Below are 15,095 nucleotides of genomic sequence, written 5' to 3'. Positions count from 1 at the left end.
GAGCGACGCCAGGGCCGGGGCGTCAGGCGTTGGTGAGCGACGCCTGCGCACTCGGGGCGGCGGGCGCCTGAGTGCCGGCCACCGGACGCTCCCGCAGCGACAGCAGCACCCGCAGCACCCAGATCCACATGACGCACGAGCCGAACATGTGCGCACCCACCAGCACCTCGGGCAGCTCGGTGAAGTACTGCACATAGCCGATGGCGCCCTGCGCGAGCAGGATCACGAACAGCTCCCGCGTCCTGGCCGACGGCCCCTTCGGCGCGTCCACCGCCTTCAGCACGAACCACAGCGCGAAGGTCAGCGTCACCACGATCCACGCCAGCACGGCGTGCAGCTTGCTGACCGTCTCCCAGTCCAGCGGCATCCGCTCGACCTCGCTGGAGTCACCCGCGTGCGGTCCTGCCCCGGTGACCACCGTGCCGACCGCGATCAGCAGCACGGCGGCGGCGACCAGGCACCACACCAGCTGCTGCACGGCCTTGCCCACCAGCGGCCTGGGCGGCTCGTCGCCCTCCCGGGTGCGCTGCCACATCACGGTCGCCACCGCGATCAGCGCCGAGGAGAGCAGGAAGTGCGCGGCGACCGTGTACGGGTTGAGGCCGACCAGCACCACGATGCCGCCGAGCACCGCGTTGCCCATGACGATCCAGAACTGCGCCCAGCCCAGCCGGGTCAGGCTCCGCCGGCGCGGCTCGGCGGAGCGCGCGGCGACGATCGCCCAGCCGACGGCGGCGCACAGCACATAGGTCAGCAGCCGGTTGCCGAACTCGATGTAGCCGTGGATGCCCATCTCGGCCGTGTTGTGGATCGAGTCCTCGGTGCACTTGGGCCAGGTCGGGCAGCCCAGTCCGGAGCCGGTGAGCCGCACGGCGCCGCCGGTGACCACGATGACCACCGACATGACGAGCGCGGCGAGCACGGCCCGCCGGACGGTCCGGGGCTGCGGAGTCCAGCGGGCGGCGATGAAGGCGAGCGGGTTGCGCAGGGCCTCGAGGGCGTCGGCGCGGGTCACGTTTGGCACGCGTCCCATCGTAGGGCGCGGCTTGTGCACGCTTTCACGAGGGGCGGTCACCGGCGCACGCTCCTACTCCCAGCGGAAGAACCTGCCGGCCGCGGCGAGGGAGGCGACCGCCCAGGCGGCGAGGATGCCGAGGTTCGCCCAGGGCATCCCGGCCCCGTCCTGGAGCACGTCCCGCAGCCCCGCGGAGAGTGCCGAGATCGGCAGCAGCCCGAGGACGTCCGCCGCGGCGTCCGGGAACTTGTCCAGCGGCACCACGACCCCGCCGCCGACCAGGAGCAGCAGGAACACCAGGTTGGCGGTGGCCAGCGTGGCCTCCGCCCTGAGCGTGCCCGCCATCAGCAGCCCGAGCCCGGAGAAGGCGGCGGTGCCCAGCACCAGCAGCATCACCACCGCGAGCGGACTGCCCTGCGGCGACCAGCCGAGCAGCAGCGCGATCACCGTCAGCAGCAGGATCTGCAGCACCTCGGTGACCAGTACGGACGCCGACTTGGCGGTCATCAGACCCCAGCGCGGCAGCGGCGAGGAGGCGAGCCGCTTCAGCACGCCGTACCGCCGCTCGAACCCGGTGGCGATGGCCTGCCCGGTGAACGCGGTCGACATCACGGCGAGCGCCAGCACACCGGGGGCGAGGAAGTCCACCGTCTCGCCCTCGCCGGTGTCCACGATGTCGACGGTGCTGAACAGCACCAGCAGCAGGGTGGGGATGACCACGGTCAGCAGCAGCTGCTCGCCGTTGCGCAGCAGCATCTTCGTCTCGAGCGCCGCCTGCGCCGCGATCATGCGGCCGAGGGGTGCCGCGCCCGGCTTCGGCGCGTAGGTGCCGGGGGTGGTCGTGGTCACGAACGCAGCTCCTTGCCGGTGAGCTCCAGAAAGACGTCCTCGAGAGTGTGCCGCTCCACCGAGATGCTGTCCGGCATCACCCCGTGCTGGGCGCACCAGGACGTCACCGTGGCCAGCAGCTGCGGGTCGACCTTGCCGACGACCCGGTAGGAGCCCGGGATCAGCTCGGCGGCCGAGGAGTCCGGGGGGAGGGCCTTGAGCAGCGAGCCGACGTCGAGGCCGGGGCGGCCGGTGAAGCGCAGGGTGTTCTCCGCGCCCCCTTTGCACAGCTCCTCCGGGGAGCCCTGGGTTATGACCCGTCCGCCGTCGATGATGGCGACGTCGTCGGCGAGCTGCTCGGCCTCGTCCATGTAGTGGGTGGTGAGGATCACACTGACGCCGTCGGCGCGCAGGTCCCGCACGAGATCCCAGGCGGCGCGGCGGGCCTGCGGGTCGAGACCGGCGGTCGGCTCGTCCAGGAACACCAGCTCGGGGCGGCCCACCACGGCCATCGCCAGCGCGAGCCGCTGCTTCTGCCCGCCGGACAGGCGGCGGTAGCTGGTCCGGCCGCAGGAGCCGAGCCCGAGCCGCTCGATCAGCGCGTCCACGTCCAGCGGATGCGCGTGCAGCCGGGCCACGTGCCGCAGCATCTCGTCCGCCCGGGCGCCGGAGTAGACGCCGCCGGACTGGAGCATCACGCCGATGCGCGGGCGAAGCTCGGCGGACTGCCGGACCGGGTCGAGGCCCAGGACGCGCACCGTGCCGGAGTCCGGCCGCCGGTACCCCTCGCAGGTCTCGACCGTGGTCGTCTTGCCGGCCCCGTTGGGGCCGAGCACGGCGGTCACGCCCCTGCCGGCCACCAGGTCGAGGCCGTCCACCGCGGTCTTGGGGCCGTACCGCTTCACCAGGGCCTGGACCTGGACCACGGGCTCGTTTCGCATGACTCAGGAGTCTAGGGAGCCGCGGCCCCGCTCAGGACCGGGGGGTTCGGATCCGCCCGCGCGGGACCGGTGCCCTTTCAGCCACTTCCGGGCACGGTCCGCGGCGTCGCCGCGGGTTCGCCCGGGCCCCGGCGGCCCCGCCCCGCCCCGGTCGGCGGGACGGTCGCCGGAGGGCCGCCGCGATCGCCGCCCGGATGACGAGAGGGCCGGTCACGGGGGGTTGGGGCAGGGTCCGGAGCCTCCCGGCAGGGCGTGCGGGACGCCGCGGAGAACGGTCCGCGGGTGATCGATCAAAGATCGTTTCCGCAGGTCGGATTAGGTTTGCCTAAGTGATGCAGCGCACCACCGGGTGCTCAGGGCGGCGCTTGCCGGGCTCCGAGGAATTACGCAACAATGGCGTTGTGAAAAACGTCGGCGAGGCTCCCCACGAGGAACTGGCGACCGGAGAGCGGTCCACCCGCAACCGGGTCGCCCGCTCCATCCTGGACCACGGGCCGTCGACCGTCGCCGAACTGGCCGGGCGCCTCGGGCTGACCCAGGCGGCCGTCCGCCGGCACCTGGACGCGCTGGCCGCCGACAACGTCGTGGAGGCGCGCGAGAGGCGCGTGTACGGCACCCGCTCGCGCGGGCGCCCCGCGAAGGTCTTCGCCCTCACCGACTGCGGCCGGGACGCCTTCGACCAGTCGTACGACAAGCTGGCCGTCGACGCCCTGCGCTGGATCGGCGAGAAGGAGGGCGGCAGCGAGGCGATCTCCGCCTTCGCCCGCGCCCGGATCGCCGCCCAGGGCGACAGCTACCGCAAGGCGGTCGAGTCCGTGCCGCCCGAGCAGCGCACCGAAGCCCTGGCCAAGGCGCTCAGCGCGGACGGGTACGCTGCCACCGCGCGCAGCGCACCGGTCGGCGAGCAGCTGTGCCAGCACCACTGCCCCGTCGCCCATGTGGCCGAGCAGTTCCCGCAACTGTGCGAGGCCGAGACGGAATTTTTCGCCGAGCTTCTCGGTACGCACGTACAGCGACTGGCGACCATCGCCCACGGCGACGGCGTCTGCACGACGTTCGTCCCGAAGGCTTCCAAGATTTCACACGCCCCTGAGAACGCATCTGCAAGCACGGCCGGGAGGAACCCCGCATGACTCTCCCCACGGAGACTGCCCACCCTGAGCTGGAGGGCCTGGGCAAGTACGAATACGGCTGGGCCGACCGGGACGTCGCCGGTGCGTCGGCACGCCGCGGCCTGGACGAGGAGGTCGTCCGGGACATCTCCGCCAAGAAGGACGAGCCGGAGTGGATGACCAAGCTCCGGCTCAAGGGGCTGCGGCTGTTCGAGAAGAAGCCGATGCCGAACTGGGGCTCGGACCTGTCGGGCATCGACTTCGACAACATCAAGTACTTCGTGCGCTCCACGGAGAAGCAGGCGGAGTCCTGGGAGGACCTGCCCGAGGACATCAAGAACACCTACGACAAGCTGGGCATCCCCGAGGCCGAGAAGAAGCGCCTGGTCGCCGGTGTCGCCGCCCAGTACGAGTCGGAGGTCGTCTACCACCAGATCCGCGAGGACCTGGAGGAGCAGGGCGTCATCTTCCTGGACACCGACACCGCGCTGAAGGAGCACCCGGAGCTCTTCAAGGAGTACTTCGGCACGGTCATCCCGGCCGGTGACAACAAGTTCGCCGCGCTCAACACGGCCGTGTGGTCCGGCGGCTCCTTCATCTACGTGCCCCCGGGCGTGCACGTGGAGATCCCGCTCCAGGCCTACTTCCGGATCAACACCGAGAACATGGGCCAGTTCGAGCGGACCCTGATCATCGTCGACGAGGGTGCCTATGTGCACTACGTCGAGGGCTGCACCGCGCCGATCTACAAGTCGGACTCGCTGCACTCCGCGGTCGTCGAGATCATCGTCAAGAAGAACGCCCGCTGCCGGTACACGACCATCCAGAACTGGTCGAACAACGTCTACAACCTGGTCACCAAGCGCGCCGTCGCCTACGAGGGCGCCACCATGGAGTGGGTCGACGGCAACATCGGCTCCAAGGTGACCATGAAGTACCCGGCCGTCTACCTGATGGGCGAGCACGCCAAGGGCGAGACGCTGTCCATCGCCTTCGCCGGCGAGGGCCAGCACCAGGACGCCGGCGCCAAGATGGTCCACATGGCGCCCAACACCTCCTCCAACATCGTCTCCAAGTCGGTGGCGCGCGGCGGTGGCCGTACCTCGTACCGCGGTCTGATCGAGATCGGCGAGGGCGCCCCGGGTTCCAAGTCCAACGTGCTGTGCGACGCGCTGCTCGTGGACACCATCTCCCGCTCGGACACCTACCCCTACGTGGACGTCCGCGAGGACGACGTGTCCATGGGCCACGAGGCGACCGTCTCCAAGGTCTCCGAGGACCAGCTCTTCTACCTGATGAGCCGCGGCCTGAGCGAGGACGAGGCCATGGCGATGATCGTGCGCGGCTTCGTCGAGCCGATCGCCAAGGAGCTGCCCATGGAGTACGCCCTGGAGCTCAACCGGCTGATCGAGCTGCAGATGGAAGGCGCGGTCGGCTGACCCGTCAGTCATCCGAGCAGCAGGCGGCCCGCCTCCCGGGGCGGGCCGAGGATCGCAACGCAACGGAAAGCGAGCACTACGACAGCCATGGCTGAGGCTCAGAACATCCCCGTGGGGTCCACCACGGCGGGCCAGATCGCGGTCGCCGCGGAGTCGACCGTCGCCACGCGCATGAGCGCGCCCCCGTCCTTCGACGTGGCCGACTTCCCCGTGCCGCACGGCCGGGAGGAGGAGTGGCGGTTCACCCCGCTGGAGCGCCTGCGCGGTCTGCACGACGGCACCGCCACCGCCACCGGCGAGGGCGTCAAGGTCGCCGTCGACGCCCCCGAGGGCGTCACCGTCGAGACCGTCGGCCGCGACGACCCCCGGATCGGCAAGGCCGGCACGCCCGTGGACCGCGTCGCCGCCCAGGCGTACTCCTCCTTCGAGCAGGCCTCGGTCGTGACCGTGCCCAAGGAGACCGTCCTCACCGAGCCGATCCGCATCGCGGTGCACGGCGAGGGCGGCGTCGCCTTCGGCCACCAGGTCATCGAGCTGGGCGCCTTCGCCGAGGCCGTGGTCGTCATCGACCACACCGGTGACGCGGTGCTCGCCGCCAACGTCGACTTCCTGCTCGGCGACGGCGCCAAGCTGACCGTCGTCTCCGTCCAGGACTGGGACGAGAAGGCCGTGCACGCCGCCCAGCACAACGCCCTGGTCGGCCGCGACGCCAGCTTCAAGTCCGTGGTCGTCACCTTCGGCGGCGACCTCGTGCGCCTCCACCCGCGGGTCCGCTACGCCGGCACCGGCGGCGAGGCCGAGCTGTTCGGCCTGTACTTCACCGACGCCGGCCAGCACCAGGAGCACCGCCTGCTGGTCGACCACAACACCCCGCACTGCCGCTCCAACGTCGCCTACAAGGGCGCGCTGCAGGGCGACGACGCGCACGCGGTGTGGATCGGCGACGTCCTCATCGAGGCCAGGGCCGAGGGCACGGACACCTACGAGATGAACCGCAACCTCGTCCTCACCGACGGCGCGCGGGTCGACTCGGTCCCCAACCTGGAGATCGAGACCGGCGAGATCGTCGGCGCCGGCCACGCCAGCGCCACCGGCCGCTTCGACGACGAACAGCTCTTCTACCTGATGGCGCGCGGCATCCCCGAGCACGAGGCGCGCCGTCTGGTGGTCCGCGGCTTCTTCGCGGAGCTCGTGCAGCAGATCGGCGTCCCCGACATCGAGGAGCGTCTGATCGCCAAGATCGAGGAGGAGCTGGAGGCGTCGGTCGCATGACCTTCCAACGAGTCTGCGGACTGAGCGAGCTGGAGGAGGACACCCCGAAGCGGGTGGAACTCGACGGCACGCCGGTCTCCCTCGTGCGCACCGAGGGCGAGGTGTTCGCGATCTACGACATCTGCTCGCACGCGAACGTCTCCCTCTCGGAGGGCGAGGTGGACGACTGCCACATCGAGTGCTGGCTGCACGGCTCGCGATTCGACCTCCGTTCCGGCAAGCCCGACGCCCTTCCGGCGACGCGCCCCGTCCCCGTATACCCCGTAAAGATCGAAGGGGACGACGTGCTCGTCTCCCTCACCCAGGAGTCCTGAGGCACCCATGGCAACGCTTGAAATCCGAGACCTGCACGTCACCGTCGAGGCCGACAACGCCACGAAGGAGATCCTCAAGGGCGTCGACCTCACCGTGAAGCAGGGCGAGACGCACGCCATCATGGGCCCCAACGGCTCGGGCAAGTCGACCCTCGCCTACTCCCTCGCGGGTCACCCCAAGTACACGATCACCCAGGGCACCGTCACCCTCGACGGCGAGGACGTCCTGGAGATGTCCGTCGACGAGCGCGCCCGCGCCGGCCTGTTCCTCGCCATGCAGTACCCGGTCGAGGTCCCCGGCGTCTCCGTCTCCAACTTCCTGCGCACCTCCGCCACCGCCATCCGCGGCGAGGCCCCCAAGCTGCGCACCTGGGTGAAGGAGGTCAAGGAGGCCATGGAGCGCCTCAACATGGACCCCTCCTTCGCCGAGCGCAACGTCAACGAGGGCTTCTCCGGCGGTGAGAAGAAGCGCCACGAGATCCTCCAGCTGGAGCTGCTCAAGCCGAAGATCGCGATCCTCGACGAGACCGACTCCGGCCTCGACGTCGATGCGCTCAGGGTCGTCTCCGAGGGCGTCAACCGCGTCCGCGAGACCGGCGAGGTCGGCACCCTGCTGATCACGCACTACACGCGCATCCTGCGCTACATCAAGCCCGACCACGTCCACGTGTTCGCCGACGGCCGCATCGCCGAGTCCGGTGGCCCGGAGCTCGCCGACAAGCTGGAGGCCGAGGGCTACGAGGCATACACGAAGGGTGGCGCATCCGCGTGACACAGCTGCCGGGCCTCCTCGACACCGAGGCGATCCGTAAGGACTTCCCCGTGCTGGACCGCCGGGTCCACGACGGCAAGAAGCTCGTGTACCTGGACAACGCGGCGACCTCGCAGACGCCGCGCCAGGTGCTCGACGTGCTCTCCGAGTACTACGAGCAGCACAACGCCAACGTCCATCGTGGCGTGCACGTCCTCGCCGAGGAGGCCACGGCGCTGTACGAGGGCGCGCGCGACAAGGTGGCCGCGTTCATCAACGCGCCCAGCCGCGACGAGGTGATCTTCACCAAGAACGCCTCCGAGTCGCTCAACCTCGTGGCCAACATGCTCGGCTGGGCCGACGAACCCTACCGGGTGGACTCCGACACCGAGATCGTCATCACGGAGATGGAGCACCACTCCAACATCGTGCCGTGGCAGCTGCTCGCGCAGCGTACCGGCGCGAAGCTGAAGTGGTTCGGCCTCACCGACGACGGCCGCCTCGACCTGAGTAACCTCGACGAGATCATCACCGAGAAGACGAAGATCGTCTCCTTCGTGCTGGTCTCCAACATCCTGGGCACGGTCAACCCGGTCGAGGCGATCGTGCGCCGCGCCCAGGAGGTCGGCGCGCTGGTCTGCATCGACGCCTCCCAGGCCGCCCCGCACATGCCGCTGGACGTGCAGGCGCTGCAGGCCGACTTCGTGGCCTTCACCGGCCACAAGATGTGCGGCCCGACCGGCATCGGCGTGCTCTGGGGCCGCCAGGAGCTGCTGGAGGACCTGCCTCCGTTCCTCGGCGGCGGCGAGATGATCGAGACCGTCTCCATGCAGTCCTCGACCTACGCCCCCGCCCCGCACAAGTTCGAGGCGGGCACGCCCCCGATCGCCCAGGCGGTCGGTCTCGGCGCCGCGATCGACTACCTGACGTCGATCGGCATGGACAAGGTCCTCGCCCATGAGCAGGCCCTCACCGAGTACGCGGTGAAGCGCCTGGCGGAGGTCGCCGACCTGCGCATCATCGGTCCCGCCACGGCCGAGGAGCGGGGCGCCGCGATCTCCTTCACGCTGGGCGACATCCACCCGCACGACGTGGGCCAGGTCCTCGACGAGCAGGGCATCGCGGTCCGCGTCGGCCACCACTGCGCCCGCCCGGTCTGCCTCCGCTACGGAATTCCCGCGACCACGCGAGCGTCGTTCTATCTGTACTCCTCGCCGGCCGAGGTCGATGCCCTGGTCGACGGCCTGGAGCACGTACGGAACTTCTTCGGATGAGGGGCTGAGGCGTGAAGCTGGACTCCATGTACCAGGACGTCATCCTGGACCACTACAAGAACCCGCACGGCCGGGGGCTCCGGGACGGCGACGCCGAGGTGCACCACGTCAACCCGACGTGCGGCGACGAGATCACGCTGCGGGTGAAGTACGACGGCACCACGATCAGCGACGTCTCGTACGAGGGCCAGGGCTGCTCCATCAGCCAGGCCTCGGCCTCCGTGCTGAACGAGCTCCTGGTCGGCAAGGACCTGGCCGAGGCACAGCGCATCCAGGAGACCTTCCTGGAGCTGATGCAGTCCAAGGGAAAGATCGAACCCGACGACGCGATGGAGGACATCCTGGAGGACGCCGTGGCGTTCGCCGGTGTCTCCAAGTACCCGGCCCGGGTCAAGTGCGCCCTCCTGAGCTGGATGGCGTGGAAGGACGCGACGGCCCAGGCGCTGGGCGCCGACGCCGAAAGGACTACGGCATGAGCGAGACCGTGGAGATGAAGCCGGCCTCGGAGGAGGAACTCCGCGAGGCCCTGATGGACGTCGTCGACCCCGAGCTGGGCATCGACGTCGTCAACCTCGGCCTCATCTACGGCATCCACATCGACGACTCCAATGTGGCGACCGTCGACATGACCCTGACCTCGGCGGCCTGCCCGCTGACCGATGTCATCGAGGACCAGGCCAAGTCCGCCACCGAGGGCCTGGTCAAGGAACTGCGCATCAACTGGGTCTGGATGCCGCCGTGGGGCCCCGACAAGATCACCGACGACGGCCGTGAGCAGCTGCGGGCGCTCGGCTTCAACGTCTGAGACGACCGGCTCTCTCACAGCAGCGGCGGTACCCGATCCGTTCGGGTGCCGCCGCTGCTGCGTCGCCGTGCCGATTCCGCCGCCCCGCCCGGCCCCGTTATGTACGCTTGTACACATGGGATATCTGTTCCTGGCCGGAGCCATCGCCGCCGAGGTCGGTGCGACCACCGCCATGAAGTACAGCGACGGTTTCAGCAGGCTCGGTCCCTCACTGCTGACCCTCCTCGGGTATGTCGTCTCCTTCGCCCTGCTCGCCCAGACCCTGCGCACGGTCGCCGTCGGCACGGCCTATGCGATCTGGGCCGGCGTCGGGACCGCCGCCATCGCCACCATCGGCATCGTGTTCCTGGGCGAGGGGCTCACCGCGGCCAAGGCGCTCGGCATCGCACTGATCATCGTCGGCGTGGTGGTGCTCAATCTCGGGGGTGCGCACTGATGGCCGCCCCCCGCGCACGGCGCTACGACCCCGAGCGACGCCAGCGGATCATCGACGCGGCGATCCGGGTCGTGGGGAAGAAGGGCATCGCGGGCCTGAGCCACCGCAGCGTCGCCGCCGAGGCCGACGTCCCGCTCGGCTCCACCACGTACCACTTCGCCACCCTCGACGAACTGCTGGTCGCCGCGCTCCGCCAGGCCAACGAGGGCTTCGCCAAGGTGGTCGCGGCCCACGCCGGCCTGCGCGACCCGCGCACCGACCTGGCGGCCGGACTCGCCGCCGTGATGGGCGAGTGGCTCGCGGGCGAACGCACCGGGGTCGAGCTCGAGTACGAGCTGTACCTGGCCGCCCTGCGCCGCCCGGCCCTGCGCCCGGTCGCCGCCGAGTGGTGCCAGGGCGTCGCCGACCTGCTCTCCCACCGCACCGACCCGGTGACCGCTCGCGCCCTGGTCGCCCTGATGGACGGCATCTGCCTCCAGGTCCTGCTCACCGGCACGCCCTACGACGAGGCCTGGGCCCGCGACATGCTCCGGCGGCTCGTCCCGCCCGCTCAGGCGAGGACCGCGCCGCTGCCGGGGGCCTCCCCGAACGCCGCGGCTCCCTCCCCAAAGGCCGCCGGTCCCTCCCCGGAGGCCGCCGCATCCGAACCCGCATCCGTCCGGCGAGACGAGACGCCCGGCACGTGAGACGCAGGCGTACGGGTTCGCCCCTGCGGGCGGGGTCACGTTAGGTTGCCCTCATGACCGACACGACTGCTCAGAGCACCACCGGCGCAGTGGCCGCCGGCCTCGCCACCATCGCCGCAGACGGCACCGTTCTCGACACCTGGTTCCCCGCGCCCGAGCTGGTCGCCGAGCCCGGCCCCTCCGGCACCGAGCGGCTCTCCGCCGAGCGTGCCGCGGAACTCCTCGGCGGCGGTGCCACGGCGGCGATCGGCCCGGACGCCCGGCGCGGCGTCGAGGTCGTGGCGGTCCGCACGGTCATCTCCTCGCTCGACGAGAAGCCGGTCGACGCGCACGACGTCTACCTCCGCCTGCACCTGCTGTCCCACCGCCTGGTCAAGCCGCACGGCCAGAACCTGGACGGCATCTTCGCCCACCTCGCCAACGTCGCGTGGACCTCGCTGGGCCCGGTCCCCGTGGACGACATCGAGAAGGTCCGCCTGAACGCCCGTGCCGAGGGCCTCCACCTCCAGGTGACCTCCATCGACAAGTTCCCGCGCATGACGGACTACGTGGTGCCGAAGGGCGTGCGCATCGCCGACGCCGACCGGGTGCGCCTGGGCGCGCACCTCGGCGAGGGCACCACCGTGATGCACGAGGGCTTCGTCAACTTCAACGCCGGCACGCTCGGCACGTCGATGGTCGAGGGCCGCATCTCGGCCGGTGTCGTCGTGGGCGACGGCTCCGACATCGGCGGCGGCGCCTCCACCATGGGCACGCTCTCCGGCGGCGGCAACGTCATCATCTCCATCGGTGAGCGCTGCCTGGTCGGCGCCGAGGCGGGCGTCGGCATCGCCCTGGGCGACGAGTGCGTCGTCGAGGCGGGCCTCTACGTCACCGCCGGCACCCGGGTCACCCTGCCCGACGGCCAGATCGTCAAGGCCCGCGAACTCTCCGGCGCCTCCAACATCCTCTTCCGCCGCAACTCGGTCACCGGCACGGTGGAGGCCCGCCCGAACAACGCGGTCTGGGGCGGCCTGAACGAGGTCCTGCACAGCCACAACTGACGTTCCCGCACAGGGCCGGGTGTCCCGACGTGAGCTTCGAGCGCCCTGCCGGCGACCCGATGGCGTGCTGGAGCACGTGCCGCTGATCGGGGACGGGTGCGTCCGGGACCGACTCGTCGGGTGGACCGGGTGAGGTCCGGGCCGGAGGGCGTGGGTGCCTTCCGGCCCGGACCTTTGTCGTGTGCGGGAGGGGCGGCACGGCGGGTTGCGGGCCGGGGGTCGCTGGTCCTGTCCGCCGGTGGGGCGGGGGTGGCCCGGAGTAGTGGTCGGCCGGTGGGGGTACTCGGGGTGCTCCCGACCGAGAGGAGGCCACCGTGACCGGGACCATCGACCAGCGGCCGGTGCGCGACGAGCACAACGTGGGTGAGCTCGTGACGCAGGCGACCGAGCAGCTCTCGAAGCTGGTGCGGCAGGAAGTCGCCCTCGCCAAGGCGGAACTGGCCGACAAGGGCCGCCGTGCCGGTATGGGCGGCGGGATGCTGGGGGCGGCGGGTGCGTTCGCCTACGCAGGGCTGCTCGCGGCGGCCGGTACGGGGGCGGCGGCGCTGTCCCTGGTGGTGCCGGTGTGGGCCGCGGCGCTGATCGTCACCGTGCTGCTCTTCGTGATCGCGGGTGTGCTGGCCATGGCCGGGCGCGGGCAGTTGCGGCGGGCCACGCCGCCGAAGCCGCAGCGGGCGGTGGACAGCATGAAGGCCGATGTCGAGGAGATCAAGGGAAGGGCACACCGATGACGACTCGGGACGCTGGGGCCGGGCGGGGGGCCAAGGGGCCCGACGAGCTGCGGCGCGAGATCGAGCAGACGCGGCACGACCTCGGTGACACGGTGGAGGAGCTGGCCGGGAAGCTGGACGTCAAGGGGCGGGCCAAGGCACGGGCGGAGGACTGGCGGGACAAGGCGGGGGCGATGGGAGTGCAGCTGCGGAGCAGTGCGTCACAGGCGTCCCGGCCGGTGATGATCGCCGGGGTCGCGGCGGGCGCGGTCGTGGCGGCGGGGGTGGCGATGCGCCGGCACGGCGGGCATCAGAAGCCGCCTGCGCACCGGTGGTACGCGCGGCATCGGTGAGGGCCTTCGGGGTTCCGGACCGGGACGGTGGCCGTTCCCGGTGAGATCCGGGCGCCCGGTGCGGCCCGGTGGGGATGCGCGCAGCGCCCACGGGGGCGGGTGAGCCGGGCCGGGGCGGACACCACCGCCCGGCTCCTGCCCGCCGTGGGCGGGTGCGGGCTACGGGCGGAAGCGCAGGATCTGCGGGTCGTGGTCGCTGATCTGGTCGTGGAACTCGGCGTTGATGTGGACGCTGTCGTAGGAGAAGCGGCGGATGGACGGGCTGATCAGGATCTGGTCGAGGACCTGGCTGTTGCCCTGGTAGACGTAGGAGTAACGCTCGCTCCTGGGCAGGGACTTGATCGCCGACCAGAGCGTCCCGCGGCCTTCGAGGATCTTCGTGGTCTCGGAGAACTCGAAGTCGTTGATGTCGCCCAGGGCGATGACGTTCGCGTTCTTCTGGATCTTGAGGATCTTCGCGGTGAAGTCGTGGACCGCCTTGGCCTGGAGGTGGCGCTGGGTCTCCGAGGAGCGGGCCGGCGGCTGGTTGACACCGGTGAGGCTCTCGTCGCCGCCCTTGGACGAGAAGTGGTTGGCGATCACGATGACCGTGCGGCCGCGGAAGGTGAACTCGCCGGCCAGGGGCTTGCGGCTGTCGGTGAACGCCTCGGAGGTCGGGTCGACCCGGCCGGGGGAGTGGGTGAGGGCGGCCTTGCCGCGGACCTTGGTGATGCCGACGGGCGTGGTGGCGTCGCCGCCGGGGCGGTCCGTGAAGGAGACGCGCTCGGGGTTGAAGAGGAAGGCCTGGCGGATGTTGCCGCCGGGCTCGCCGCCGTCGGCCTTGTCGGCGGGGTCGATCGCACGCCACTCGTAGCGGGGGCCGCCGGCCGCCTCGATGGCGTCGATGAGCTTGGTGAGGGTCAGGTCGGCCGCCACGGTGCCGTCGTCGGTGGAGCCGCTGTTGTCCTGGATCTCCTCCAGGGACACGATGTCGGGCGAGCGCAGGTTGTTCACGATCGCGTCGGCGTGGGCGGCGAAGGTCGTGTCGCCCGGGTCGAGGTTCTCGACGTTGTAGGTGGCGACGGCCAGTTCGTGTCCGGACTGCTTGCGGGTGGTCTCGCGCTTCAGACCCCGGGACTCGAGGGTGCCGAGCTCGCGGGCGACCAGGGTGTAGCCGCCGTACTGGTTGAAGTCCAGGGGGCCGGTGGTGGTGCCGGTCAGGCGGTCGCCGACGTTCGCGTCCGGGAAGTCGGCTGCGGGGCCCAGGGACTGGATCTGCACCCGGCCGGTGTTCTGGGAGTCGTAGGAGCCGTAGACCGTGCCGCCCCGGCGGTTGCGGTGCTCCCAGGGCTTCACCGTGACCCACAGCTCGGTGTACGGGTCGGTCGCGCCGACCACACGGGTGTCGCGGACCTGGACGTTCATGCCCTCCAGGGACTCGTAGTAGTCCAGGGCGTAGGCGCCGGGGCGCAGGGGGAGGGTGTTGAGCGAGCCGTCGGGGGTGTAGGCGGAGGGGACGCTGCGGGCGTCGATCACCGTGGGCGCCGGGAGCGGGTTGCCGGAGGAGGTCACCGTGAAGGTGGGCCGGGTGATCTCGGTGACGGACTGGTTCCCGGAGGCGGTGCCGCCCGGCACGTACTCGGTGACCGTGCCGGAGACCTTCACGGCGTCACCGACGGCGACACCCGTGGGGGTGGAGCTGGTGAAGACGAAGATGCCCTCGCTGGTGGCCGGGTCGGAGTCCGGGGACGGGTCCTGGATCCAGAAGCCGCGGGAGGAGCCGTAGGTGCGCACACCGGTGACGATTCCGGTCACGTCGGTGACCTGCTGTCCCGCGTAGGGGGATATGCGGGTGCTGCCCTGCAGGTCATGGATGCGCACGGAGTCGGCGTGCGCCGGGGCCGGCAGGGCGAGGGGCGCCGCGGTGCACACCGCTGCGACGGTGAGCGCGGCGAGACGGGAGGACGACTTGCTCGGCAACGTGGATCCCTCCGGGGGATGTGTGGAGCGCCGGGACGAGGGTGGTGACGCGCGTGGAAACCGGGCGGTCCGGCGATTTCTACGCGCGTCAATGTCCAGCCAGGCCAGGGCACTTGTCAAGGTTTCGGCCGTGTGCCGTCACCGATGAGGAGATGAA

The 15,095-nt window shown here is 70.7% G+C and carries 16 protein-coding genes and 1 pseudogene; 13 read left to right on the top strand and 4 right to left on the bottom strand.

The genetic code is table 11. The features are described from left to right. Window positions 1–22 precede the first annotated feature (22 nt). The 3 genes from HCJ93_RS05025 to HCJ93_RS05015 are packed head-to-tail and all read right to left on the bottom strand — an operon-like array spanning window position 23 to window position 2,784. The gene (locus tag HCJ93_RS05025; protein ID WP_167991435.1) at window positions 23–1,033 is read right to left on the bottom strand and encodes a COX15/CtaA family protein; all 1,011 of its coding nucleotides are present in this window, start codon (window positions 1,031–1,033) and stop codon (window positions 23–25) included. Between the two features lie 54 nt (window positions 1,034–1,087). Continuing rightward, window positions 1,088–1,804: an ABC transporter permease gene (locus tag HCJ93_RS05020; RefSeq protein WP_167991614.1), complete on the bottom strand. Its 717-nt coding sequence runs from the start codon at window positions 1,802–1,804 to the stop codon at window positions 1,088–1,090. 56 nt (window positions 1,805–1,860) lie between these two features. After that, the gene (locus tag HCJ93_RS05015) at window positions 1,861–2,784 is read right to left on the bottom strand and encodes an ABC transporter ATP-binding protein (RefSeq protein WP_167991434.1); all 924 of its coding nucleotides are present in this window, start codon (window positions 2,782–2,784) and stop codon (window positions 1,861–1,863) included. Between the two features lie 401 nt (window positions 2,785–3,185). Here HCJ93_RS05015 and HCJ93_RS05010 point away from each other — a divergent pair, with 401 nt between their 5' ends. The 13 genes and pseudogenes from HCJ93_RS05010 to HCJ93_RS04950 all read left to right on the top strand — a co-directional run bounded on the left by HCJ93_RS05010 (window position 3,186) and on the right by HCJ93_RS04950 (window position 12,979). Further along, a complete protein-coding gene (locus HCJ93_RS05010; protein WP_167991432.1) occupies window positions 3,186–3,917 on the top strand; it encodes an ArsR family transcriptional regulator in 732 nt (243 codons plus the stop codon). Continuing rightward, window positions 3,914–5,335 (top strand): Fe-S cluster assembly protein SufB, encoded by a 1,422-nt coding sequence (sufB, locus tag HCJ93_RS05005; RefSeq protein WP_167991431.1) that lies wholly within the window; start codon window positions 3,914–3,916, stop codon window positions 5,333–5,335. Before HCJ93_RS05010 ends, sufB begins: the two co-directional genes overlap by 4 nt. 87 nt (window positions 5,336–5,422) lie before the next feature. Beyond that, window positions 5,423–6,607, top strand: a complete 1,185-nt coding sequence (sufD, locus tag HCJ93_RS05000; RefSeq protein WP_167991429.1) for a Fe-S cluster assembly protein SufD — start codon at window positions 5,423–5,425, stop codon at window positions 6,605–6,607. Beyond that, window positions 6,604–6,921: a non-heme iron oxygenase ferredoxin subunit gene (locus tag HCJ93_RS04995; RefSeq protein ID WP_167991427.1), complete on the top strand. Its 318-nt coding sequence runs from the start codon at window positions 6,604–6,606 to the stop codon at window positions 6,919–6,921. Before sufD ends, HCJ93_RS04995 begins: the two co-directional genes overlap by 4 nt. Window positions 6,922–6,928: 7 nt before the next feature. Then, window positions 6,929–7,693 carry a Fe-S cluster assembly ATPase SufC gene (gene sufC / locus HCJ93_RS04990; RefSeq protein ID WP_167991426.1) on the top strand — a complete coding sequence of 255 codons (765 nt, stop codon included), beginning with the start codon at window positions 6,929–6,931 and terminating at the stop codon, window positions 7,691–7,693. Continuing rightward, the gene (locus HCJ93_RS04985) at window positions 7,690–8,946 is read left to right on the top strand and encodes a cysteine desulfurase (RefSeq protein WP_167991424.1); all 1,257 of its coding nucleotides are present in this window, start codon (window positions 7,690–7,692) and stop codon (window positions 8,944–8,946) included. Before sufC ends, HCJ93_RS04985 begins: the two co-directional genes overlap by 4 nt. Before the next feature lie 11 nt (window positions 8,947–8,957). Beyond that, complete coding sequence (gene sufU / locus HCJ93_RS04980) at window positions 8,958–9,422, top strand: Fe-S cluster assembly sulfur transfer protein SufU (RefSeq protein WP_167991422.1); 465 nt, start codon at window positions 8,958–8,960, stop codon at window positions 9,420–9,422. After that, complete coding sequence (locus HCJ93_RS04975) at window positions 9,419–9,751, top strand: metal-sulfur cluster assembly factor (RefSeq protein WP_167991421.1); 333 nt, start codon at window positions 9,419–9,421, stop codon at window positions 9,749–9,751. Before sufU ends, HCJ93_RS04975 begins: the two co-directional genes overlap by 4 nt. A 115-nt stretch (window positions 9,752–9,866) precedes the next feature. Beyond that, window positions 9,867–10,187 (top strand): DMT family transporter, encoded by a 321-nt coding sequence (locus HCJ93_RS04970; RefSeq protein WP_167991419.1) that lies wholly within the window; start codon window positions 9,867–9,869, stop codon window positions 10,185–10,187. Further along, a pseudogene (locus tag HCJ93_RS04965) lies at window positions 10,187–10,738 on the top strand (TetR/AcrR family transcriptional regulator); the annotation flags it as partial. The gene HCJ93_RS04970 and the pseudogene HCJ93_RS04965, both read left to right, overlap by 1 nt. A gap of 188 nt (window positions 10,739–10,926) precedes the next feature. After that, a complete protein-coding gene (dapD, locus tag HCJ93_RS04960) occupies window positions 10,927–11,916 on the top strand; it encodes a 2,3,4,5-tetrahydropyridine-2,6-dicarboxylate N-succinyltransferase (RefSeq protein WP_167991416.1) in 990 nt (329 codons plus the stop codon). 314 nt (window positions 11,917–12,230) lie between these two features. Further along, a complete protein-coding gene (locus tag HCJ93_RS04955; protein WP_167991414.1) occupies window positions 12,231–12,647 on the top strand; it encodes a phage holin family protein in 417 nt (138 codons plus the stop codon). Further along, a complete protein-coding gene (locus HCJ93_RS04950; RefSeq protein WP_167991412.1) occupies window positions 12,644–12,979 on the top strand; it encodes a DUF3618 domain-containing protein in 336 nt (111 codons plus the stop codon). Before HCJ93_RS04955 ends, HCJ93_RS04950 begins: the two co-directional genes overlap by 4 nt. Window positions 12,980–13,138: 159 nt before the next feature. Here HCJ93_RS04950 and HCJ93_RS04945 read toward each other — a convergent pair whose 3' ends face one another. Next, window positions 13,139–14,938 (bottom strand): DUF8508 domain-containing protein, encoded by a 1,800-nt coding sequence (locus tag HCJ93_RS04945; protein WP_167991411.1) that lies wholly within the window; start codon window positions 14,936–14,938, stop codon window positions 13,139–13,141. Between the last annotated feature and the right edge of the window lie 157 nt (window positions 14,939–15,095).

It is taken from the genome of Streptomyces composti, assembly GCF_012034205.1.
In the GTDB taxonomy this organism is placed as follows: domain Bacteria; phylum Actinomycetota; class Actinomycetes; order Streptomycetales; family Streptomycetaceae; genus Streptomyces; species Streptomyces composti.
This window is presented reverse-complemented; position numbering and strand designations above follow the sequence as displayed.